The sequence below is a fragment of the Blautia faecicola genome, assembly GCF_004123145.1.
In the GTDB taxonomy this organism is placed as follows: Bacteria; Bacillota; Clostridia; order Lachnospirales; family Lachnospiraceae; genus Oliverpabstia; species Oliverpabstia faecicola.
The window spans coordinates 296,764-319,637 of the sequence record NZ_SDKC01000001.1 but is presented as its reverse complement, the minus strand read 5'-3'; the positions used below and the strand labels follow the sequence as shown (position 1 = coordinate 319,637).

16 protein-coding genes are annotated in these 22,874 nt (G+C 45.9%); all 16 read right to left on the bottom strand.

From position 1 onward, the window contains the following. Positions 1 to 66: 66 nt before the first annotated feature. Positions 67 to 3,525 carry a DEAD/DEAH box helicase gene (locus tag ETP43_RS01215; protein ID WP_243114148.1) on the bottom strand — a complete coding sequence of 1,153 codons (3,459 nt, stop codon included), beginning with the start codon at positions 3,523 to 3,525 and terminating at the stop codon, positions 67 to 69. Between the two features lie 414 nt (positions 3,526 to 3,939). After that, positions 3,940 to 5,823, bottom strand: coding sequence for a glycoside hydrolase family 2 protein (locus tag ETP43_RS01210; protein ID WP_129256852.1), 1,884 nt, complete (start codon positions 5,821 to 5,823; stop codon positions 3,940 to 3,942). A 37-nt stretch (positions 5,824 to 5,860) separates the two neighbouring features. Next, entirely contained in the window at positions 5,861 to 6,688 is an 828-nt protein-coding gene (locus ETP43_RS01205; RefSeq protein WP_129256851.1) for a carbohydrate ABC transporter permease, read from the bottom strand. Next, positions 6,685 to 7,593, bottom strand: coding sequence for a carbohydrate ABC transporter permease (locus ETP43_RS01200; protein WP_243114147.1), 909 nt, complete (start codon positions 7,591 to 7,593; stop codon positions 6,685 to 6,687). Before ETP43_RS01200 ends, ETP43_RS01205 begins: the two co-directional genes overlap by 4 nt. Before the next feature lie 75 nt (positions 7,594 to 7,668). Further along, positions 7,669 to 8,610, bottom strand: coding sequence for a type 2 periplasmic-binding domain-containing protein (locus ETP43_RS01195; protein WP_164979557.1), 942 nt, complete (start codon positions 8,608 to 8,610; stop codon positions 7,669 to 7,671). Then, entirely contained in the window at positions 8,603 to 9,028 is a 426-nt protein-coding gene (locus ETP43_RS17870; RefSeq protein ID WP_164979556.1) for a type 2 periplasmic-binding domain-containing protein, read from the bottom strand. The genes ETP43_RS01195 and ETP43_RS17870 overlap by 8 nt, the downstream gene beginning before the upstream one ends. 196 nt (positions 9,029 to 9,224) lie before the next feature. Beyond that, positions 9,225 to 11,930 (bottom strand): glycoside hydrolase family 2 TIM barrel-domain containing protein, encoded by a 2,706-nt coding sequence (locus ETP43_RS01185; RefSeq protein WP_129256848.1) that lies wholly within the window; start codon positions 11,928 to 11,930, stop codon positions 9,225 to 9,227. A gap of 15 nt (positions 11,931 to 11,945) precedes the next feature. Further along, positions 11,946 to 15,206, bottom strand: coding sequence for a DUF5107 domain-containing protein (locus ETP43_RS01180; RefSeq protein ID WP_129256847.1), 3,261 nt, complete (start codon positions 15,204 to 15,206; stop codon positions 11,946 to 11,948). A gap of 248 nt (positions 15,207 to 15,454) precedes the next feature. Continuing rightward, on the bottom strand, positions 15,455 to 16,360 hold the full coding sequence (locus tag ETP43_RS01175; protein ID WP_243114146.1) for an AraC family transcriptional regulator: 906 nt from the start codon (positions 16,358 to 16,360) through the stop codon (positions 15,455 to 15,457). Between the two features lie 65 nt (positions 16,361 to 16,425). After that, a complete protein-coding gene (locus ETP43_RS01170; protein WP_129256846.1) occupies positions 16,426 to 17,010 on the bottom strand; it encodes a TetR family transcriptional regulator in 585 nt (194 codons plus the stop codon). 69 nt (positions 17,011 to 17,079) lie between these two features. Then, complete coding sequence (locus ETP43_RS01165) at positions 17,080 to 18,477, bottom strand: radical SAM protein (RefSeq protein ID WP_129256845.1); 1,398 nt, start codon at positions 18,475 to 18,477, stop codon at positions 17,080 to 17,082. 215 nt (positions 18,478 to 18,692) lie between these two features. Next, complete coding sequence (locus ETP43_RS01160) at positions 18,693 to 19,016, bottom strand: hypothetical protein (RefSeq protein WP_022172902.1); 324 nt, start codon at positions 19,014 to 19,016, stop codon at positions 18,693 to 18,695. A 34-nt stretch (positions 19,017 to 19,050) separates the two neighbouring features. Further along, positions 19,051 to 19,611: a Fe-S-containing hydro-lyase gene (locus tag ETP43_RS01155; RefSeq protein WP_118576846.1), complete on the bottom strand. Its 561-nt coding sequence runs from the start codon at positions 19,609 to 19,611 to the stop codon at positions 19,051 to 19,053. Between the two features lies 1 nt (position 19,612). Then, positions 19,613 to 20,455 (bottom strand): fumarate hydratase, encoded by an 843-nt coding sequence (locus tag ETP43_RS01150; protein WP_022172900.1) that lies wholly within the window; start codon positions 20,453 to 20,455, stop codon positions 19,613 to 19,615. Between the two features lie 105 nt (positions 20,456 to 20,560). Next, a complete protein-coding gene (locus tag ETP43_RS01145) occupies positions 20,561 to 22,171 on the bottom strand; it encodes an FAD-dependent oxidoreductase (protein ID WP_129256844.1) in 1,611 nt (536 codons plus the stop codon). Positions 22,172 to 22,184: 13 nt separating this feature from the next. After that, positions 22,185 to 22,859 carry a 2Fe-2S iron-sulfur cluster-binding protein gene (locus tag ETP43_RS01140; protein ID WP_022172898.1) on the bottom strand — a complete coding sequence of 225 codons (675 nt, stop codon included), beginning with the start codon at positions 22,857 to 22,859 and terminating at the stop codon, positions 22,185 to 22,187. Between the last annotated feature and the right edge of the window lie 15 nt (positions 22,860 to 22,874).

The window sequence follows — 22,874 nt, the reverse complement described above, 5'->3', positions numbered from 1 at the left end:
AATTATCTTTCAACCTGTAACTGTTCAGTATCTTCGCAGTAGCTTCTGAACAGTTACCCCAGATTCTTACTTGCCACCCAGCAGTTCCAGAATCTCTTCTCTGGAAAAACTGCCGCTTCCCATATCTGCTCCATTCAGGATCTGGTCAGCAAGGGCATGCTTCTTTTCCTGTAATTTTACAATATTTTCTTCAATCGTATCCTTAGCAATCAGTTTGTATACATTGACTACATTTTTCTGACCGATTCTGTGAGCCCGGTCAGTAGCCTGGTTCTGGACTGCCAGATTCCACCAGGGATCATAGTGGATCACAATATCCGCTGCCGTCAGATTCAGACCGGTTCCTCCGGCTTTCAGGGAGATCAGAAAAACAGCTGTTGGGTTATCTTCTTTATTAAACTCCTCCACCAGCTTTGCCCGCTTTTCCTTTCCGGTCGAACCGGTCAGCATATAGTACGCCGTTTCTTCGTTCTCCAGCCGGTCTGCCAGCCGACTCAACATCGTGGTAAACTGGGAAAATACAAGGATCTTATGTCCGTTTTCCACCGCGTTTCGAATCAGATCCACACACATCTCAAGTTTTGCCGACTCTCCTTTATATTCTTCAAAAAGCAATGCCGGGTCACAGCAGATCTGACGCAGTTTGGTCAGTTCGGATAAGATAACGATTTTGGAAGTATTGAATTCTTCCTCGCTCTGTTTATCTAACAGAAGTTTCATCCGTTTTACGTGCGCATCATATAACTTCTGCTGCTCTCCTTCCAGACGGGTATACATATTTTCTTCCAGCTTGTCCGGAAGATCACGCAGTACATCTTTCTTCAGTCTCCGCAGCACGAACGGGCGGATCATCTTACGGAGCCGTTCTCCCGCCTCCTCGCTGTCATTTTGTACGATCGGCACCTCGAGTTCTGAACGAAATCTCGTATAGCTGTAAAGGAATCCCGGCATCAGATAATCGAAAATACTCCACAGCTCGCTGAGCCGGTTCTCTACCGGTGTTCCGGTCAGTGCAAACCGGGTATCCGCCTGGATCTTTTTCACCGCTTTGGCTGCCTGTGTAGTATGATTCTTGATATATTGTGCTTCGTCGATGATCTGGCAGCGGAACCGATAATTTTTATAGTGTTCAATATCCCTTCGCAGTAAATCATAGGATGTGATCAAAATATCCTCTTCGCCGGCCGTCTCCAGAAGCTGATGTCTTTGTGCTGCTGTTCCCACGATCATCTTTCCGGCCAGCTGTGGGGCAAACCGCTCCAGTTCACTGTTCCAGTTATATACAAGAGATGCAGGAGCTACGATCAGAGCATTTCTACGTATCTGTTTCTTTGCCTTTTCCAGATCTTTCTTTTCTTTCTCCGTTTCCGGAGCTTCCCTGTCTGTGATTTCTTCCGTTTTCTGTATATCTATAGTTTCCCGGCAATTCCCGTTTTTCTCTTTCTGAGCCATCTGTCGCCGTTCCTGATGCTCCGAAAGCAGATAACAGATGACCTGCAATGTCTTTCCCAGACCCATATCATCTGCCAGGATTCCGCCAAATCCGTTAGCTCCCAGTGTCTTCAGCCACAGGAATCCGGTTTTCTGATAACCGCGCAGAATCACTTCCAGTTCCTGCGGAATCTCAAAATCATTGTCTTCCATCGTCTTCATGTTACGAACCAGCGCACGGAAGTCTTTGTTTCTTACCGAAGAGATTTCCGGATTATCCCGCAGCTGTCCATCGATGTACAGTGCCCGGTAAGTATCCACCGGAATCGTTTCCTCCATCAGCTGCCGGTCCGTCAGCTGCAGTGTCTCCCGCATATCTGCCAGAACATCCAGTCCACGGTCTTCCTTCTGAACAAAGCTTCCGTCCTTCAGGCGATAATACTTTTTCTTCCTGTTGTAGCGGGAGAGAATATCGATCAGTTCTTCCTTCGACATCTCGCCTGCCGTCAGCTGCAGTTTCATCAGGCCACTGTCAATCGATACTCCCACGGAAACTTTGGGGGATGGGTGTATCTGCATGCCTTTGAGCGTATCGGAAATATAAACCTCCCCGATTGCCTGTAATGCAGGAATCCCTTCGTTCAAAAGATCATAGATCTTATCTTCATCGGTGATAACCATCGCCTGCTGTTTCTCATCGTAGGCTTCTCCGTACTGCCGGATCACTTCCCTTACCACCGCTTCTTTTTTCAGATCCCGCAACGCTATATCCGTCGTTGCATACAGACTGTATCTTTTTTTGTCATACTGTACCTGTGGTTTGCAGGTGATCATATCGGCCTGCGGGGCATCCAGATAGATGGAAAATTCCGGAACGGCGACTCCATACTCCTGTTCGTCAAAGTTTTTTTTCGTACAGGTAAAGCACTGTTCCAGTGCCGGAAGCAGTTCCATACAAAACAGGGGAACGTCTGCCTTTTCCACAAAAATTTTCCGTTCCGGAATCTCTGCCATACATTCCATAAATTCCTCTACCGGCTGCATTCTTTCCCTTGGTTCCAGCAGAATCTGATCACAGACAAAAAATATATTGTATTTTTCCGCCCGTATTCCGGACAGCCGGTTGATACTGACTTCCACTCCGTCTTCTTTTCCTTCCATTTTCAGTGAGCGTTCCGGAAGCAGATCCGAAACATACCACATCTTCTCATCCGTATAAAATACCGATGCCAAAATCTCCTTTTCTTTTATAAGCTCCAGAAAATCTTCGGCTTCCGTCGCCGACAGATCGATATTTTTTTCTCTTGCATTTCCATAGGATGCATAATACGTGTGATATCCGCCATAGCGATATTCATTTTTTTCAGCCCAGCGAATCAGAAAAGATACCAGTGGTCTGGAGGATTCCTCAAAAGCATCCAGCGCATGAACAAACTGCAGATTTTTTCCATACGATATATTTTCATGGTTCTCCACAGCTCTTACAAATCCGAAAACGTCTTTCAGCACATACAGCCGGTCAGCACCAAGCTTAAAATTCACGCTGATCCCGGTATTGTCCACAATCATATGCGGTTCCAGACGTACTTTTCCACAGATATCCCCCTGAATCACAGGAAGACTGCGGACAAGTGCCTCTTTTTGCAGAAGTTTCTGAATGCTTCCTGTAGTTTTTCTCGCTATCCCTTTTTTCACACCGGGAATCTGCGACAGGCCGGTTCGTCCGACAGCATTTTTTCTTTCATAATAATACTGCAGAAGTACCGCCACACAGTGTTTACAGATCCCGTCATATTCCCAGAACGCCGGACAGCTGCACTCAGACTCCTGCAGATCCTCCCATATCGTATTCCATATCATAGATACATGGTAGACATTCTCACCGCTGCCTTCCACCTCTGCCTCAAGTACTACATTCTCATCATTTCCCTCTTCGTTCTCCATCTGAAAACGCAGAACCTTTCCTCTGTTATAGATCTGCAGTCCCCTGCTGTAGGACTGATTGCCGGCAAGATCCCTGATCTGTTCTCTGAATGTCATGTGCTGTTCCTTCCGTTCCTCTGGTTTTGCAGGTTTTCCTGCATATTCTGACATTTTTTATTCATTATTGGAGGGGCTATATAAACCGAGCCTGAATGCACTCTGCAAATTTGACATATTTAACAATCGTCGTCATGTTTTCGCACAAGTACAGATCCTGGCCTGATATTCCTCACTGTGTAAATTACATTCGTAACTGCTCAGTACCCTCACAGTTTCGAGTCAAAATCCATAAAACATCGACTTCGGCGATGCGATTTTGGCATATTCCCGCAAAACATCTCGCAGGATCATGGATAGCTGAATAGTTACCTGTGTTCTATGATTGATTGTAATACGGAGATGAGGATTGTACAATGAGAAAATTTTTGTTTTTCTTCAAAAAGGGTACTACCGGTAAAGCTTCTGGTAGTACCCTTCTCTGATTTACTTGAACATCAAGTCAACGTTTGCACTTGAGTGAAATTTTTATTTTTGTGTGACAATTTCTCCATTTGCCCGTACGATCTGTACCGCTGTTTCTTCTGACACCTCTGTCGTCCAACTCATGCCCGGAAGTAATGTTGGAATGGAAATCTGCTCTCTTTTTTCTCCATTCACTGCAACCAGCTGATAACCCTTCACCGTGTAACACGGGAGATTATCCCGGCAGGTTACTTTTACCTTTGTTCCTTCCTTTTCCAGAATGACCGGTGCACACTCTCTTGCTACTGTATGGTACGATGGTTTCGGATTACCACACAAATCTGTAGATCCGTGAACCCTCTGCCGCAGTTTTCCCTCCCCTTCTTCACCCATCTGGGTTCTGTAATCATTCAGACAGAAATATATGGTTCCTGCTATATTGGGGTACTTCCTGTAACAGGTCATCTTTTCCAGAAAAATCTCATTTCGTCTGGTATCGCCTCCTGCGAATGCCGGTTCACACAGACCAAACTCAGAAGGAACCATCGGCTTGTCCGGATTCATCTTTACTACCTGATTCCACTCTTTATACTGATCAAGATCTCCATGCCATGTTCCGATATAGTCGTTGATCATCATAAAATCACCGTCTGTGGTTCCGTCTTTTGCCGGATTTTCATAAATGCGGTTCGTCACATAAGAAGCCTCCCGCTCCGAATCTATAATGTGCGCATAGGCAATTGCATCTTTGATATACTGAATCGTCTCGTCACACAGTCCGTCCAGCTCATTTCCCACGCCCCAGGCAATAATCGATGGATGATGTCTGTGATTTTCCACCATTTCTGCGATCTGCTGTTTAAAAATACGCAGCTGTTGTTCTCCAGCCTTTTCCGGTTCTTTTCCCCAGAAAGGAACTTCTTCCTGTACCAGCATTCCATGCCGGTCGCACCAGTCAAATACCCAGTCGTCCTGCTGCCAGTGGAACCGGGTAAACACACAGTTGGTTCCTTTCAGGCAGCGCAGCATCTTTTCCAACTGCTCCTTTGACTCAGCAGCTCCATACGTCGGGTCTGACCCCGGCATCCACTCTGTACCACAGACTCTTACCGGTTCACCGTTCAGGAAAAATCGTCTTCCCTGTATATGGAAATCACGAAATCCTACCACTTTTTCTTTCTGATCCAGAATTTCTCCCTGTTTTTTCAGCGTCACAGTAACGGTATACAAAACAGGCGCATCAAAATGCCAGTAATGAATGTTCTCCAGAATCATGTTTCCTGTCGTAATCCTGGTTGTTCCGTTCTCCATCCATCCTTCCCGTATCACTTTCTCCGTATCATCGCAGCCTTCTGCAATCTGCCACTCCAGCTGCAGATTCTCCATCTGTTCCGGCTGTCCGATCTCGGCCTCGATTCCAAAGATACCAAGACCTTCGTCTTGCCGCTCCTCCTTTGTCGTAATCACCGGCCGGGAAGTAACAGTCATTGTCTTAATATATGCTTTTCCGGTAACCCACAGTTCCACCGGTCGGATAATCCCTCCATCATTCGCCCAGTCAAAGCTTCGATTGACCGGCAGCATATCCGGGGAAAAGCGATTATCCGCTGAAACAGTAACTATATTGCTTCCGGCTTTCAGATACTTTGTAATGTCCACTGTAAATGGCGTATAGCCGGAATTTTTATGTTCTCCTGCTTTTTCTCCGTTCACGTACACAACTGCGTCATGATAGACGCTGTGAAAATACAACCGTACACATCCGGCAAGCCATGCTTCCGGAACTTCCAGTTCCTTCCGGTACCAGCCAATTCCCCAGTACTCTTCGGTTCCTTCTTCGATATTCCAGGTATGTGGAACCTGTACGGTATGTCCGTTTTCCAGACAATCCATGGTATCACCGACAGCAAACTGCCAGTCTGTAAGCATCTGTTTTTCTATTTTCATTTTCACAATTTCCTTTCTGATTCTTTCTCAAAAGAAGTCAGCCCTTCACAGCTCCTGCTGCGATTCCCTGAATAAACGTTCTGGAACACAGACTGAAGATCACGATCATCGGAAGTACCGACAGACCAAGGGCACACATGATCGCTCCGTAATCACTTCGGAACGCATTGGACAGGTTATTTACCATCAACGGAATGGTAAACAGTTCCTGCTTATTGATCAAAATCAATGGTAATACATAGTTGTTCCAGGACCACAGGAATACCAGCGTAGCCAGTGTTACAAAACCAGATTTGATACATGGGATAACAATCTTAAAGAAAATCCCGGGTTCTGAGCAGCCATCCAGTCTGGCGGACTCCAGTAATTCATCCGGAATACCGTCACTGATAAACTGCATCATCAGAAATGCTCCCAAAGGGTGTGCTGCCCAGGTGAAAATCAATGGCAGTAAGGTATTGATCAGGTTTAATTTTCTCATCTCCAGCATATAACCGATCATGGAGATCTGTCCCGGAATCATCATGATTGCCATAACAAAAGCGAAAATAAATTTTTTACCTTTGAAATTGTATTTTGCAAGTGCAAAACCGATCATGGTAGATACCAGTACACTCAGAATTACAGATACTACGGATACCGTAATGGAATTAAAATATGCACTGAAATATCCTTTGGAAATTACCAGTTTCAGGTTGGCAAGAAAATAATCGCTGGGTAATATAGGAAGGCCTTTGAAAATATCCTCGCTATAATACGTTCCCATAACAAATACGATATACAGTGGAAAGAACATGATCAGTGTCATCACGATCAAAATAATCTGCTTTATTACAGCAGCCGCTCTTTTTTTTGCTTTTTTCATGATTCTTTCTCTCCTCTCCCTGTAATCTTAAATCCAATAATAGAAAACAGCATAATAATCATAAATAACGAGTAGGCAATTGCAGATCCGTATCCAAGCTTGGAATCCAGATTGAATGCATCATTGTAGAATTTCCATACAACAGTCAGCGCTGTATTACCGGGACCTCCGGTCTGTGCGCCGCCAAGTGCTGCCCAGCCGCTGAATAACAGCTTCGGTTCTTCAAACATCTGCAGACCGCCGATCATGGAAGTGATAACCAGAAATACTGTGGTATGCCGCAGCATCGGAATCGTGATTCTTGTAAAGATTTTCAGATTGGAAGCGCCATCCACAGCCGCCGCCTCGTATACCTCCATCGGCATGGATGTCATCGCTGCAAGATAGATCGTCATATAATAACCAAGATAACGCCATACGATCATGATCACAATGATCACTTTGGAAGCAGTCTCGCTGTTCAGCCAGTAAAACGGCTCATCCAATATTCCGATGGATGTCAGCAGTTTATTCGCATATCCGGACTGCCAGTCAAACAGATAGGAAAAAATAAAACCGATTGCTACCGGAGTTGTGATATACGGGAAAAAGTTTACGGTCTGATACAGACGTTTTCCTCTGCTGATATCAAACAGTAGATAAGCCACTACCAGTCCCAGAAATACAGTGATCGGCGTAGAGAAAGCCATCAGGATCACTGTGTTTTTTAATGCTTTCCAGAAAAGCGGATCTTTTGTAAATAATGTGATATAGTTCTGTAAACCAACAAAAGTTTTCGTGCCGATTCCGTTCCAGTCAAAGAAGCTCAACTGCAGCGAATAAAGCATCGGATATAAACTGAACAATGCGTATGCTGCAATAAACGGAAGGCAAAACAAATACGGCCATTTATTTTTCTTACCCATAGTATGATCCTCCATGTTTTTAATAGTAAGACAGGCTGCCGGAACAACCGGCAGCCTGTATCCTTTTCAACTGTTCTATTTGATTTCTGCCTCAGGAATTAATGTCAGTACTTCAGTTTTTAAGATCTCCATCGCTTCATCTGTTGTCATAGACGGATTCGCTGCCATCTGAGATACGGTATTTCCAATAGCAGATTTTACATTTGCTTCGTTTTTGGTCTGTACCTGTCCTACGGTGTTGATCGCGATATCGTTGATAAAGTAATCTGCCAGTTTCTGTCCACCGAAGAACTCATCGTACTGTCCTTCTTCTGTGAAGAAATAAGAATTCTCATCCTCGTATGGCGCTGTGAATCCTGTCATAAAGCCAAACTGTTCATAAGCTTCTTTCACGCCGTCACCGGTGCAGTATACATCCTGAACATAATCCCATGCTGCATCTTTATGTTCGCTTCCGGAATAGATACTTACAGATGTTCCACCATAGGTAAATCCGTTTTCCGGTGCTTTTGTCAGCCCCCAGTTTCCTGTTCCATCCGGATCATTGGTTGCTTCTTCCCATTTTGCAGACCACGGTGCACATGGATAGAAGATAACTTCTCCTGCCGCGAAGCTGGAGTTGTATGCCGGTGTGTTTACTTCCTGTTTTCCAAGAACGCCTGCCTGGTTGAATTTTGTTGCGATATCCAGAGCTTTTGTATAACGATCTGTAAGGTCGATCTTATTTCCATCAATATAATCGCTTACGGTCTGTGTACACAGAATATTCTGGAATAATGCGCTGATACCCGGCAGAGCCGTTACCTTTCCGTCACTCTTTTCTTTTACCTGTGTTGCCACATCAAACATCTTATCCCAGTCAGAGATCATATCCGCGATCTCATCCGGATCATCGGTTCCCAGATATTCTTTTGCAAGATCACGACGATATGCAAAACCACTCGGGCAGATCTGCTGTTCTACACCGTACAGTTCTCCGTTTGGTCCGGAACCAAGGGAAGTAGCAAAATCAAACATATCTTCTTTCTTTACATTGTATGGATCCTTGGACAGATCTTCTGTGATACCGAGATCCCATACTTTTTCCGCGATAACTCATCTCACTGAGAATAATGTCCGGCACACCGCTTCCGCTTGCCAGTGCACTCTGCAGTTTCTGCATATAATCAGCCGTAGAAACTACCAGTGTATCAAAATTAATATTTGGATGCTTCTCATGATACCACTCTGTCATATGGGTCAGATGTGCTTCATCCCAATCCCAAATAGTCAGTGTGATCTCTTCACCATCTCCACTACTCTTTGTAGATGCACTCTCTTCTGTTTTGCTTCCTGTATCTGTTGATCCGCTTTCCGATGTACTGCCGCCACATCCACTGATGGATGGAACTACCATAATCGCTGCCAGTGCCAGTGCTAATACTTTTCTCTTCATACGCTTCTCCTTTTCTTTCCAACTCTCCGTACACACCTTTTTCTTGTGCATTTTCACCCTGTTTGTTCGGTCGACCATTTGTTTTTTGTAACTATAGTATAATATTTCTGCTATAAAAACAAAATGCTATATCTATTATTTTGATGGACTATTTTCCTCTCTTGCATGTTTTCGTGTATTTTTCTTTATCTGGTTTTTACTTTACAAGCTCCTGGATTTCTTTCACAGTAATCTCTTCTTCCGGACTGAATTCTTCCGTAGTCATGTACTGGTAAATAGCATCCAACAGTGCTCTGCCCTCCGGATATTCCTGCAGATTCTGCAGTCCCATAGATGATACGATCAACTTTCCACCACCGCACCGGAATTCTGCCAGCTGGGCCATCGGACGCATATAGGCATAGCTGTCCATCTCCGTCACGATCGCTTTTACCGGATGCGGGAATATGATCGCTCTCTGGGAAGCCATCGGCCACCACTGCCAGTTTGTGTGAAATTCCGTCGGAAAATTCTTAAAGATCGGATGACTGACATCGATCAGCTGTCCCATGCCACCTTCCTGTGCGGCAAATGTACCGACCGACCAGAAATCCGTAGTAAACTGTGTCTGGATCGACGATGGCAGATGTCCTTTGTCTGCATCCGGTGACAGGTACACCTTTCCACCTTCCTGCAGAACCTGAACTGCTTTCTCATCCAGTACTCCGGTCTCATATACTCCAGCCGGGCAGACCGGTCTGACCGCCGGATATACCCAGATCGGATACCGATTGCAGATACCGGCTTGTTCTACGGTAAGATCCAGTCGCACAGCCTGTGCTATCTGATCCAGAGCGATACGGATCTTTCCAGCTGCTGTGATTCCTCCTGCCGGACACGTAACTGCCGAAAGTTCTCCACACTGTTTCACATCCGCTCCTTCCAGACAATAAGTAACCGGTCCGGTCAGATCCTCTTTTCCATAATTCGCGATCCGTGCTTCTGCTTCCAGCGTTTCTCCCACTTCATATGTATATTTCGGAAGTGCCACAAGTGGAAGCTGTGCCCGGAAGAATGAAGCAAAATGCTCCGGTTTTGCGAAGTCAAATGGTTTCGATTCCATATGGGAATTGATCATACCTACCAGTGCGGTACCCTGTCCCGGAAAATCCTGCAGACCGAGAAGTGAGATTCCGGACATATCTTCTGTCCGCATCGCCGCTTCCACCTCTTCTCGGTATCCGATCCTTGAGATCTCTCCGGTAGCTTCCACATATCTTTTCCACTGTTTCATAAGTCCCAGTTTTTCTGCCTTTTCCTGAATCAGCCGCAGGTTGGCCGGGTCGGAGATTCCATGAAACTCTTCCAGCTCATCAAAGTCCGGCAGCACCTCAAACTGTCCCACTTCAAAACTGAAAACCGGTTTTGCATACGTTTCCCGCAGATGCTTCATGCTCTCATCATAGTTCACAGCTGCTGACGGATAGCGGTTATTAATATAGCCCTGGATTCTCTTATCTCCCGGCATAGCTGCAAAAGTTCCCCTCAGATCATCCGTAAAATATTTCTGTGATGTATAGAAATCACTTTTCGCATCACACCCGATCGTTCCGTAATATGCATTTGATCCATTGGCATACATACGGGTAAGATCCAGACTATGTGCCAGTTCTATCATGGCATCCATCCGCTGCCGTCCAAGATCTCCGGTCCACAATTCGTTGCCAAAGGTCATCATCACAAAAGATGGATGATTTGCCAGCCAGAGGATGGTCTGTTTCAGTTCCTTCTGGTAATAAGCATAGCTGTCCTCCGCCTCAAACGCATTCTTCGGATTCCAGTGAGAAAGTTCCGGCTGCATCAGCATTCCCATCTGGTCCGCTGCGATAAATGCTGCTTCCGGTGGAATGTGAGAATGAAAGCGCATACAGTTTACACCATAAGACTGATACAGATGCAGAATCTTATCCCATTCTTCGACCGTCATCGGCGGATGACCGGTCTCCGGGAACTCACAGCAGTTGGCCTCACTGCGAAGGAAGATTCTTTTGCCGTTCAGTGCCAGATGGCCTTTTCCGTCATCTCCGAAGTCACGGACACCGAATGTTACCGTTTTGCAGTCACCGTCCCGGAGCTCTGCGGTCAGTTCATACAGATTGCCTTCCCCTTCGTCCCATTTTTTCACATCTGCTTTCAGTTTCAGATCTCTCAGCCAGATCGTGTGTATTCCGGCAGGCACATTTACTTCCTGTTCCGCTGCTTTCTCCAGTGCCGCAGACTGGATTCTAAGAATACCTTTGACTGGAACACTTCCATCTATGATAACCTGGACATGAACTCTGTCTTTTTCCGGATAGACTCTTACTGCAGACAGGAACACTTCCCTTTCTGTTCTCAGCCGTACATACCCCAGCAATCCGTTCCAGTTAGTCTGCGTCTCATCGGTTGCCGCGGAAGAAAACACGATCGCGTCATGGGGCAGTCCTGGATAACTGTTATCGGAACGCAGTGTGATCCGGTGCTCCCCGTCCAACAGATCTGTCACCTCAAAAATATGCGGGGTACTGATAGATGGTTCCACATAATCCGGAACTTCTTTTCCATCAATCTCCAGTTTCAGGCATCTTGCTCTCTCCACTTCCAGAAATACCCTTTTTTCTTCTTCCGGAATATACGAGGCATTTCTGCTGATACCCGCTTCTCCCTCATAGGTATATTTTCTTGTATAACGGGTTGCAATCGGTGCATCCGGATCAAAGCCTTTCTCAGCATTTCCAAGATCTGCATCCGGATGCCACTGATTTGCTCCCAGATCTTTCCCCCCAATCTGGTTTTCGTCCAGTGTACCCGGTATCTGCATCGGATAAGTGCTTCCATCTTTTAGTTTTGCTTCCCATTTTCCAGCCAATGACAAATATTCCATAAGCCCTCTTCTCCTTTATCTTTTCTGTGCCAGTGCTCCCTGATAATCCCCCTGTTTTTCCAGAATCTGTGTCAGCAGTCCCTCTGCTTTTTCTTTCTCACCCAGTCCCAGATGACCAAGTGCCCGCAGATAATTGCAGTACTGTACATTGCGCAGTGTAAGATCTTCCTGGAAGACTTCGATCTCCGGAAGAGATACTGCAAAGTAATCGTACTCTACCAGATCAAACAGATGCTGTTCCCCAAACGTCTGTAACTGATGGAAAGATTTCTTCGCTGCGTGATCCATACCCAGTTCCTGGTTTGCCAGTCCCTGATAATAGATAAAATCCGATGGCTGATCGTTATAGTACAGCACGCTTCCCGGCTCCTGCGGACCGGATGCCGCCAGACGGAAATATTCTTCCGCTTTCTTTGTATCACCAAGCTGACGGTACGCAAGTCCCATATAATAATGAGCTTCATTATCCGGTACGTTCGGAAGCTTTCCTTCTCCCAGATTCTCCGGATAAGAAAGGGTTCCTTCCAGAAGTTCCAGTGCTTCCTGTGGTTCTTTCTCTTCCAGTTTTTCCATAGCCAGATGGATCAGTGCATATTTGTACTGGGTGCTTACTTTTCCTTCCCCGCCTTCCCACGGATGGAACTGACGGGAACGAAGACCATCCAGTGCTTCCTGGTAACGTCCCACATCGTTTAACAGCGTGAGATAACGCAGATACAGATCATCTCTTCCTGCCGTAACCGCCGGATGTGATTCCATCACTTCCAGACGTTTCATCACCGGAAGATTCATACGGGCTGCCAGCTGATCGTACTCCAGCCAGATTCGTGGATATTCCGTATCCAGCGTGCATGCCTTCTCCATGACATCCATCGCTTTCCCATGATCATTTTCTTTATTGTAATAGAAGATCGCCAGATTTCGATATGCCGGTGACAGGTCTTTCTTTTCTTCTGTTGCTTTCTCCCAGTGTCCTGCTGCCTGGGTATACTGCTTTTTATCATACAGCAGGTTGCCAAGATAGTAATGCGCCATAGGTGCCTGTGGTAAGCCGGCAATCACAGTTTCCAGAATCCGGATCTCTTCTACCCTGTTCGGGAAGCAGTAATCCGGGCAGGCTGTCTCTCCTTTTTCAAACGCTTCGGTAGCCTTTTTGTTTTCTTCCTTCTGTGTATAAATATATCCCAGTGTATACCAGCAGATCGGATCTTTCTTCGGGCAGGCTTCCAGAATGTGAATCGCGTCTTCGTACAGCCCTGCTTCGATATATTCCTGTGCCAGTTCTTTGAAATTATGACTTTCTGTCCGCATGGTTTTCAGCCACAGCTCTTCGGATCCTTCTGCCATCGCCTGTTCATACAGACATCCCTGAGATAACGGATCGATCGCCAGACATTCTGCCACGAATGCGGAAGCATCTGCACCCAGTTTTCGTAACAGTGCTGCCTTCAGCGTACGCCCATTCATATTGTGCCAGTTGCTGATCAATGATTTTTCTACATATTCCAGTGCTTCTTCGTAATCTCCTCTCCGGCAGGCCAGTCTTGCCAGCCAGAAGAAACCTGCACTCTGCGTTTCTGCGCTCCAGGTAGACTTATAAAATGCATCAAAGGCTTTCTCTTCCTGACCATCCGCTGCCAGTGCCAGTCCCAGGTTAAAATAGCATTCTCCCTGGTAAGGATTCGGATTCTTCCAGGTCTGTTTTTTCACTGCCTGCCGGAAGTACCGGATACTCTCTTTGATTCTTCCCCGTCGGTACAGCAACAGACCGTATCCGTTATTCAGACGGATATCCGTACCATCCAGCTCCAGGCCATGCAGATAATAGTCTGCCGGTTCTCTGGTTGCATGACGGTATTGTTCCAGATGGGTGGCTGCCAGATACAGCTCTTCTGTTGTCTTCAGTTTCTCCGGTGCCGGAATGGCATCCGCCGGTTTGGGAACCGGTTCCAGCTTTGATTTATATACTTTATAAGATACCAGGATCTGTGCACCCTGCATCACGGTTACAACACAATCTTCCAGATTCTCTCCGACAGCGAATTCTGCCCCGAAGCACTGCTCCGGTGACAGATCGGTACAGGTCTCATAGAGCATTACACCTTTACGTTTTACTGTAATCTTACTGTTTTCACGCACACCTGTCGTATATACTTTTAAGACTGCTTTTCCATCTTCCAGTGCAGTCAGGCTGACTGCCGCTTCTTTTGTGGCATTTCCCACTCTTCCCACACCTTTATACGGCATAAAGTACTGTACGAAAGTCTTTTCTTCCTGCGGTTTTAACCAGGTGAAATCCGGCTGGTTGTCGGTAAATACACCGGTCATCAGTTCAATATAAGGTCCATCTGTCTCTGTCAGGTTCCGATCCCAGCTGCGTCCGAAGTCACCGTTTCCCCAGGTCCACTGTTTCTTTCCCGGAGAGATATGATGGTCTGCCACATGAAGCAGTCCTGCTTCCACACCTTCGTCGTAGTTGCCGATAAAATTATAATCCGAATGGGCTGCCATATAAGAGGTCGGCACTTTTACGTTTTTATATCTGGAAATATCCACACCGGCGGAATAATCTGCCTTGTAGTATTCTCCCGTTGCGATCGGGAAGGTGGATACCGCACGTTTTCCGTGATCCATAACAGCGTTAACATCCGGCGGAAATACCGAATAGGTATGGTCATTCACCGGAACTGCCGGATTCGCCCACCACAGGAAAGTCTGTGGCAAATCTGTCGGATTATACAGCTGACCTTTGATCTCAATATAAGCCTTTCCCGGGTACAGAGAAATCGCCGCCATTCCTTTGGTTCCATACATTTTATCCGTTTCTCCCACATAGACCGTGCAGGAGCCATCCGGATTCTCAGACAGGCGGTAGTCTACCGGTGAATAAGTCGACGGGCGGTGATGCTGGGGCCAGTTAAACTCGATGCCTCCCGAGATCCACGGTCCGGTCAGTCCTACCAGTGCCGGTTTGATTACATGATTATAATACACAAAATCATAACCGTTAGTCTTGTCGTATGCTCTCTGAATCCTTCCACCGATTTCCGGCAGGATCATCACTTTCAGGTATTCATTTTCCAGGAAAACCGCTCTGTATGTCACATCTTCTTTTGTATCCGAGATCTTTTCTGTAACCGGCAAGGGATATACTTTACCCGTGCTTCCCTGATAGGCACGCTTTTCAATGAATAATGGATTTTTTTCAGGCGGGTACACTTTGTAGGTAGGGATCACATAGTCCTCTTCCCACATGCTTACTTTCATGATTTCCATAGGCTCCTCCTTATGTCCTCTATCTTTTTCCTCTGTGCAGAGGATTCTTTTTATTTTCTGAGAACATTGTATAATGCGGTATCTCAAATGGAAATGGCTTATCAAGGTAAATGATGGACTATCTTACTGTAAATATAAAATTCTTTTCTGAATATCTGCAGAACGAGAATCTTCATGTTATATACATAAAAACAGGATAAGAAAATCCTCTTTCTCCAGGGATTTTCTTATCCTGTCTCCTTTTTTCATTATTCCTTAAAATGAATCCAGTCGCTCTCTCTATATTCTTTCGGTGACATCCCCACCACTTTTTTGAATATTCTCGAAAAATAATACTGATCCGTATAGCCAAGTCTCTGTGCCACTTCATAGATATAGCAATCCGAAGCCCGCAGCAGCTGGCAGGCCCGTTTCATTTTTAGCGATATGAAAAAATCCATCGGCGCATGCTGGGTATATTTCTGAAAGATAGCATTCAGATAGCTCTTTGACAGCTCAAACTCCTCTACTACCTGCTCCAGCGTCAGATTTTCATGCAGATGCTTGTACATATATCGAATCACGTTGGTTACGTGTTTATTCTGTTCCTGGGTGGTGTTGTGTTTTTCTCTGTAATAAGTTTCCGACAGAATCATCTCCAGCACCTGGGAAATATAAATGAAATTACCCAGTGTATAGTTGCTCTCCAATACCCGGAACAAAAGTTCAAACAGAAACTGCATCCGGTTTGTCGCATTCTGTGAATTAAAATTAATCAGCCGGCATTCTTCCAGTGGGTAATATTCCGTATCTGTTCCCTTAAAGTGTACCCAGAGAATGCTCCACGGATCCTTTTCGCTGGCATAATACCGATGGCCGCGAAAACGTGGAATGCAAAAGGCCTGGTTTGCATGGAGCATATATTTTTCTCCATCCACCTCGATCGTTCCGCTCCCCTCCATACAGTACATATAAATATATTCTTCGATTCCGTCTTTTCGTTCTCTGAAATGATGTTCCGCACGGGGAAAGAGTCCCACGTCGGTCAGATACAGCCGTTTTACCAGTGGGTGCTCCACATAGTCCAGAAAGGATTCCGTAGGCAGCACGATCATTGTCTCCCCACGAAATCCGTCCCTTTTCAGATATTGTAATTCATCCATCTTTGTCACCATACTTTCCAGACATTTTCTCCGGACACCGGTTCTCCTTTGTCTGTCTTTGCGTCATCCCGATGTCGTTACTGCTCCGTATAATCTTCCACCTGTCCCACCACATCCAGGATCGGATGGGACATCAGAAAACGGTAAAACTCCAGTGCTTCATCTGCAGTCAGTTTCACTTCCCGGCTAGTCAGCCAGTACTTCAGGCCGGTCACCACCGTCAGGGTATGAAACTCTAGGAACATGTGAAGGTCTTTCAGTCCCTCCAATTTCTGAAGCTTGATCTCGTGATTCTTCAACATATCTTCAATCAGCTGCCGGATCTTGCCGGACAGGATCTCCTCGAATCCGTTTTGTCCGGTCACCTCGAATGCTTTCTGATAATACGGCTGGTCTTTCTCCATTCTGCGAAACAGCAGATAGATGGCTTCTCTTTCCATTCCATCTTCCAGCATCGCAAAGACCGGCTGAAAAACTTCTTCATCCAGAAGCCACTCCATCACTTCATATTTGTCCTGAAAATAGTTATAAAAAGTAGGCCGGATCACTCCCGCCTGCTCTGTTATCATCCGAATGGTAATTTTATCAAATGAGCCTTTCAACATCAGTTCTTTAAAGCTTTCCGCCAGCTGATGTTTCGTTGCTTCTCCTTTTCGTTCCATAGACGTCTCTCCCCGTGTTATCCTTTCGGCTTATTCTAACACAAAAAGAGCGTCTATGGAAATTTTTACTTATTTTTTCTTGTAATTGCTGTAGCCTTTGTGAACATACGGGTGCTCTTCCCACAGTTTATCTGCGGTTTCTTTCCACTGACAGGCGTAGTCCGCACACTTTCCGCAGAGATGTTCCACAGTCTCCGGGGACTGCAGATCGGTGGATTTTGCTCCGGTCTGTTCTACCATCTCCTGCAGGATCTCCGGATTCTCCAGCATCGGACATGGGCGTAGGTGATTGTTATTAAATGGCTGATGATCCCGGTACGCCATAAATAACGGCTGTTTCAGTGCCTCTAACAGAGATACTTCTTTAATGTTGGCAGAAGAATAGTGGATAAATACACACGGTTCCACATCACCATTCGCATTGATATGGCAGTAGTTTCTTCCTCCGGCGATGCAGCCGCCAACGAATTCTCCATCGTTCTGGAAATCCATCGCATAGATCGGTTTTCCACCGGTCGCACCACGGATCTCACGGACTCTGTGATACATATATTCTCTCTGTTCTTTGGTCGGAAGCAGATCCACAGCGGCTTCATTTCCAACCGGCATATAATGGAAATACCAGGTGAAGCGACATCCTTTTTCGATGATCATATCCAGGAATTCATCGGAGGTTACCGTCTCGATATTTTTACTTGTATAACAGATTGATGTTCCGAAGATCAGTCCGTGGCTCTTTAATTTGTCCATAGCTGCCATAACTTTATCGTAAACACCCACTCCTCTTCTGAGGTCGTTGACTTCCTCAAAACCTTCCAGGCTGATCGACAAAGACAGGTTTCCTACCCGCTGCATCTCCTCACAGAAGGCGTCATCTACCAGGGTACCGTTGGTAAATGCATGGAATTCACAGTCGTAATGTTTTTCACACAATTTAATGATATCCGCTTTCCGCACCAGAGGTTCGCCACCGGTATACATATAGAAATAAATACCCAGTTCTTTTCCCTGTGTGATAATCCGGTCCAGATCTTCGTAGGATAGGTTCAGTTTGTGACCGTACTCTGCTGCCCAACAGCCGGTACAATGCAGGTTACAGGCGCTGGTCGGATCCATCAGAATCAGCCACGGAATATTGCACTGATATGTCTCTCGCATCGCACGGATCGTTTTTGTTCCATGAAATGCCGCTTCAAAACCAAGATTCAATGCCGTCTGTTTGATCACGTTAGGATGGATCTCATCCAGTGCACGGTTCACATACTGCATCCACTTGGACTCCGGATCCCGAATCAGGTTTCTTGCTCCTTCATATGATTCTGATGGGAAATTATCTCCCATGAATTTTTCTGTCAGATCTACCAGCTGTAAAAGCCCTTTTTCTCTGTCTTTTTCCACGTGTTTTAAGGTCAGCTCAATCGCCTTCCCGAATGCGGCTCGTGTCGCTTTATGTGTTAATTCTCCCATACTTTTTCTCCTCCTTTGCGCTTTTGTGCGTTCCTGTTTTTCTATTATTTTATCTTTCTGCAACTAAAATAAAAATCTTCATTCCCATGAAACTGTTTTATTTTTAACGACATTTTCTGACTTTTGTCGCATTTTTTCGGATGGAGTCTGGAAGGGCGCAAAAAAACTGCCGCCGGAACACTTTGATACTGTGTTCCGACAGCAGTCTACATTGTTTATGCCTGTTTTGCGTCTCGTTCTTTATCTAATTTTACATTTCTAAAGTAAAGAAGTATGTCGATCGTAATTTCAGCTATATTTAGAAAATAGAAGAACCATGCAAGATAAAACAGCCAACTGGTCTCTACGCCCATGCCGAGTTGCATGAATTTGCGAGCGATACCGAATACATAACCGATCCAGATAAAGCACTCAAAGAAAAGGCTCTTTCCTTTCGCAGTTCTGGAAACCCATGATTTCCGGATGGAAATCGGCCAGGACAGTCCAAAGCAAAGAATCATCACGGCTTCCATCAGGTCAGTAATCATTTCCATATCCATCGTAGTATTTCTCCATTTCTTTTGCGTTATTTAATTAGTTCTTTTTTCCTTTCAGATATTCCGCTCTTCCCTCTTCGTACAGGTTGTTTCCTTCACTGTCGATGATAACAACCAGCGGCATATCTTCTACATACAGTTTACGCAGTGCTTCTGCTCCCAGATCTTCGTATGCGATCAGTTCTGCTTTTTTGATACATTTTGCCAGAAGAGCGCCTGCTCCTCCGATGGCACCAAAGTATACACCGCTGTATTTTTTCATTGCTTCCACAACTTCCGGAAGACGGGCACCCTTACCAATCATTCCACGGGCACCTACGGACATCATCGTCGGTGCATATGCATCCATACGACCGCTGGTAGTCGGTCCTGCAGATCCGATGACCTGACCTGGTTTTGCAGGGGTCGGTCCTACATAGTAAATGGTAGCATCGGTTGGATCAAACGGGATTTTTTCTCCTCTTGCCAGTGCTTCGCACATTCTTTTATGTCCTGCATCACGGGAGGTATAGATCGTACCGGTCAGCAGTACCTGATCTCCTGCGTGAAGTGTTTTTGCCAGTTCCTCTGTAAGAGGCAGTGTTATCTTCTTAGCCATATTAGATCACCTCCGTTTTGTGACGGGTTACATGACAGTTGATATTGATGGCACATGGCATACCTGCGATGTGGGTAGGCATGGTCTCGATATTCAGTCCGATTGCTGTTGTCTTTCCGCCAAATCCCTGTGGTCCGATACCCAGTTCGTTGATCTTTTCCAGCATCTCTTTTTCCAGATCCGCATAGAATGGATCCGGGTTGGAGGAATCCAGTGGTCTCATCAGAGCTTTCTTTGCCAGCAGAGCTGCTTTATCGAAGGTTCCGCCGATACCAACGCCGACTACCATCGGAGGGCACGGGTTGGGACCTGCTGTCTCTACGGTCTCGATAATGAAATCTTTGATTCCCTGCAGACCGTGAGAAGGTTTGAACATACGGATCGCACTCATGTTTTCGCTTCCGAATCCTTTCGGTCCTACGGTAATCTTGATATTTTCTCCCGGAACGATCTCTGTATAGATCATAGCCGGTGTATTGTCACCGGTGTTTCCACGGCGAACAGGATCTTTTACTACGGATTTTCTCAGATATCCTTTGTCATATCCGCGGCGAACTCCTTCATTGATAGCATCTGCCAGATCTCCGCCTACCATATGTACGTCCTGACCGATTTCCAGGAAAACGCAGGCCATACCGGTATCCTGACAGATCGGTACACATTCATTGTCTGCGATCTCAAAGTTCTCGATGATATTGTCCAGAACTCCTTTTGCAATCTCGCCGTCTTCACAGGCACGGCAGTTTTTGATCGCGCATTTTACATCTTCCGGAAGATGCTCATTTGCTTCGATACAAAGCTTTTCCACTACATCTGTGATCTGCTTTACGTCTATCTCTCGCATTCCACTCTACTCCTTTTTTCGTAAATTTTGGATTATCTGTAACCAGACGAGGAGTCCGCCTATGTTCCCCCTCGTCTGATGTACGTTCACTTACTTATTTACAGATTATCTTTCGTGTCTTGCATAATGTGGAAGCAGTAACGGGGAAACATGATCTGTTTCAACGCCTGCTGCTTTCAGCTCGTCATCGTATGCTTTTACGTGATCCAGGTTCATGGTGCCCAGTTCTACGTCTTTGCATTTTTCAGCTGCTTTCTTACCTGCGTTTCTACCGAATACGATAACATCCAGCAGAGAGTTACCCATCAGTCGGTTTCTTCCGTGGATTCCGCCGGCTGCTTCACCTGCGACTAACAGGTTCGGGATTTCTTTGGTAAATCCATCTCCGGTGATTTCCAGACCACCGTTCTGATAATGCAGTGTCGGGTAGATCAGGATCGGAACTTTTCTCATATCGATGCCATAGTTCATGTACATACGGAACATGGCAGGGATTCTCTTTTCGATGGTTCCTTCTCCACCAAGGATCTCGATCATCGGAGTATCCAGCCATACACCTTTTGCTCCGCCCGGAACATCTACGCCACGGCCTTCTCTGCACTCACGGATAACACCGGAAGCATTGACATCACGGGTTTCCAGCGGATGAATGTAAGCTTCACCATTTGCATTAACCAGCTGTGCACCTACGGAACGAACTTTTTCTGTTACCAGTGCACCAAGGATCTGTGCCGGGTAAATAGCTCCGGTCGGATGATACTGGATAGAATCCTGATATAACAGGGAAGCACCTGCACGGTATCCCAGTACCAGACCATCGGCAGTAGCACCGTAGTGGTTAGATGTCGGGAATCCCTGATAGTGCATTCTTCCTGCACCACCGGTTGCAATAACAACAGTTTTTGCTCTTGCAACAGAGTAATCACCGGTTTCCATATTCAGAAGAACCGCACCTGCAACCTGTCCTTTTTCATCTTTGATCAGTTCTACTGCGGAAGTAAATTCAACTACCGGGATCGCACGGTTGATGACTTCATCACGCAGGGTACGCATGATCTCTGCTCCGGAATAGTCCTTTGCAGCATGCATTCTCTTTCTGGAAGTTCCGCCACCGTGTGTGGTTACCATTCTTCCATCAGCGTCTTTATCAAATTCAACACCCAGTTCGTTCAGCCATTTGATCGCATCCGGTGCTTCCATTACCAGTCTCTTTACCAGTTCCGGTTTTGCTGCGAAATGTCCGCCGCCGAAGCAGTCCAGATAATGCTGTACCGGAGAGTCATTTTCTTTATCTGCTGCCTGGATTCCGCCTTCAGCCATCATGGTGTTGGCATCACCGATACGCAGTTTGGTAACGATCATAACATTTGCGCCTGCGTTATGTGCTTCGATGGCACAGGAAGAACCTGCTCCACCACCACCGATAACAAGTACATCTACATCGTAGTCTACTTTTGTAAGATCTACGCTGTCAGTCATCAGGCGGCTTGTGGAATGAAGCATATCAGCCAGCTCCAGAGGAGCTTTCTGACCTTTGTTCGGTCCAACTTTGATCTCAGCAAATGCGTCTGGGTTATAATCTGGATGGAATTTTTTCAAAAGAGCGTCTTTTTCGTCTGCTGTCAGACGTCTTGGCTCTGTTGCCATACGCTGTGCTCTTGTAGCCTCTACCTTTTTGATAGATTCCATCATATTTTCCGGATATGGTGCATACATATTTTACGCCCTCCTATTTCTCAATATCTCTGTTGTTGTAAAGTTCTTCCATTTCTGTGATCGGTTTCTGCATGATCTTCTCAATCAGGTCATCGTAAGCACCTTCGTGGATCTCTTCCACTCTCTTTGTCAGATGTTTTGCTTCCGGTGCGATATATTTTCCCGTGAGACGTCTTGCCAGAAGACCTACCATCGGATGAGAAATACCAGCCGGGCATCTTACGGAACAGCATCCGCAGCTTACACAGTCAAAGGATTCTTCTGCACATTTCTCCAGTTCACCTCTCTGTGCGTATGCGATATACTGCATAACGTTCAGATCCTGGGTACATGCTTTTGTACATGCGTTACATCCGATACAGCTGTAGATTTCCGGATACAGTTCCATCATGATCTGAGCGTTCGGTTTGATCTCTTCGATATCGTATGTTCTCTTATCGGTCGGGAAGAATGGGATACTTGCCACATACATACCTTCCTGAACCTGTGTCTGACAGGCCAGACAGGTTTTCAGCTCGTTGTCACCCTTGATTCTGTAGATTGTTGCACAGGCTCCGCAGAAACCGTGACGGCATCCACATCCTCTTTTCAGAGTGTAACCGGCATACTCCATAGCTGTCATAATTGTCAGTTCTGCAGGCACACTATATTTTTTACCGAAAAAATATACATTTACCATTTTTTCCATTTGTCGGTACCAGTC

Coding starts and splice junctions, on each gene's coding strand:
- ETP43_RS01170 (WP_129256846.1), bottom strand. CDS start 17,010: ATGGAACGAAAAGGAGAAGCAACGAAACATCAGCTGGCGGAAAGCTTT.
- ETP43_RS01155 (WP_118576846.1), bottom strand. CDS start 19,611: ATGGCTAAGAAGATAACACTGCCTCTTACAGAGGAACTGGCAAAAACA.
- ETP43_RS17870 (WP_164979556.1), bottom strand. CDS start 9,028: ATGAAGAGAAAAGTATTAGCACTGGCACTGGCAGCGATTATGGTAGTT.
- ETP43_RS01195 (WP_164979557.1), bottom strand. CDS start 8,610: ATGTTTGATTTTGCTACTTCCCTTGGTTCCGGACCAAACGGAGAACTG.
- ETP43_RS01210 (WP_129256852.1), bottom strand. CDS start 5,823: ATGAAAATAGAAAAACAGATGCTTACAGACTGGCAGTTTGCTGTCGGT.
- ETP43_RS01145 (WP_129256844.1), bottom strand. CDS start 22,171: ATGTATGCACCATATCCGGAAAATATGATGGAATCTATCAAAAAGGTA.
- ETP43_RS01165 (WP_129256845.1), bottom strand. CDS start 18,477: ATGGGAGAATTAACACATAAAGCGACACGAGCCGCATTCGGGAAGGCG.
- ETP43_RS01205 (WP_129256851.1), bottom strand. CDS start 6,688: ATGAAAAAAGCAAAAAAAAGAGCGGCTGCTGTAATAAAGCAGATTATT.
- ETP43_RS01200 (WP_243114147.1), bottom strand. CDS start 7,593: ATGGGTAAGAAAAATAAATGGCCGTATTTGTTTTGCCTTCCGTTTATT.
- ETP43_RS01185 (WP_129256848.1), bottom strand. CDS start 11,930: ATGGAATATTTGTCATTGGCTGGAAAATGGGAAGCAAAACTAAAAGAT.
- ETP43_RS01160 (WP_022172902.1), bottom strand. CDS start 19,016: ATGGATATGGAAATGATTACTGACCTGATGGAAGCCGTGATGATTCTT.
- ETP43_RS01215 (WP_243114148.1), bottom strand. CDS start 3,525: ATGTCAGAATATGCAGGAAAACCTGCAAAACCAGAGGAACGGAAGGAA.
- ETP43_RS01140 (WP_022172898.1), bottom strand. CDS start 22,859: ATGGAAAAAATGGTAAATGTATATTTTTTCGGTAAAAAATATAGTGTG.
- ETP43_RS01150 (WP_022172900.1), bottom strand. CDS start 20,455: ATGCGAGAGATAGACGTAAAGCAGATCACAGATGTAGTGGAAAAGCTT.
- ETP43_RS01180 (WP_129256847.1), bottom strand. CDS start 15,206: ATGGAAATCATGAAAGTAAGCATGTGGGAAGAGGACTATGTGATCCCT.
- ETP43_RS01175 (WP_243114146.1), bottom strand. CDS start 16,360: ATGGTGACAAAGATGGATGAATTACAATATCTGAAAAGGGACGGATTT.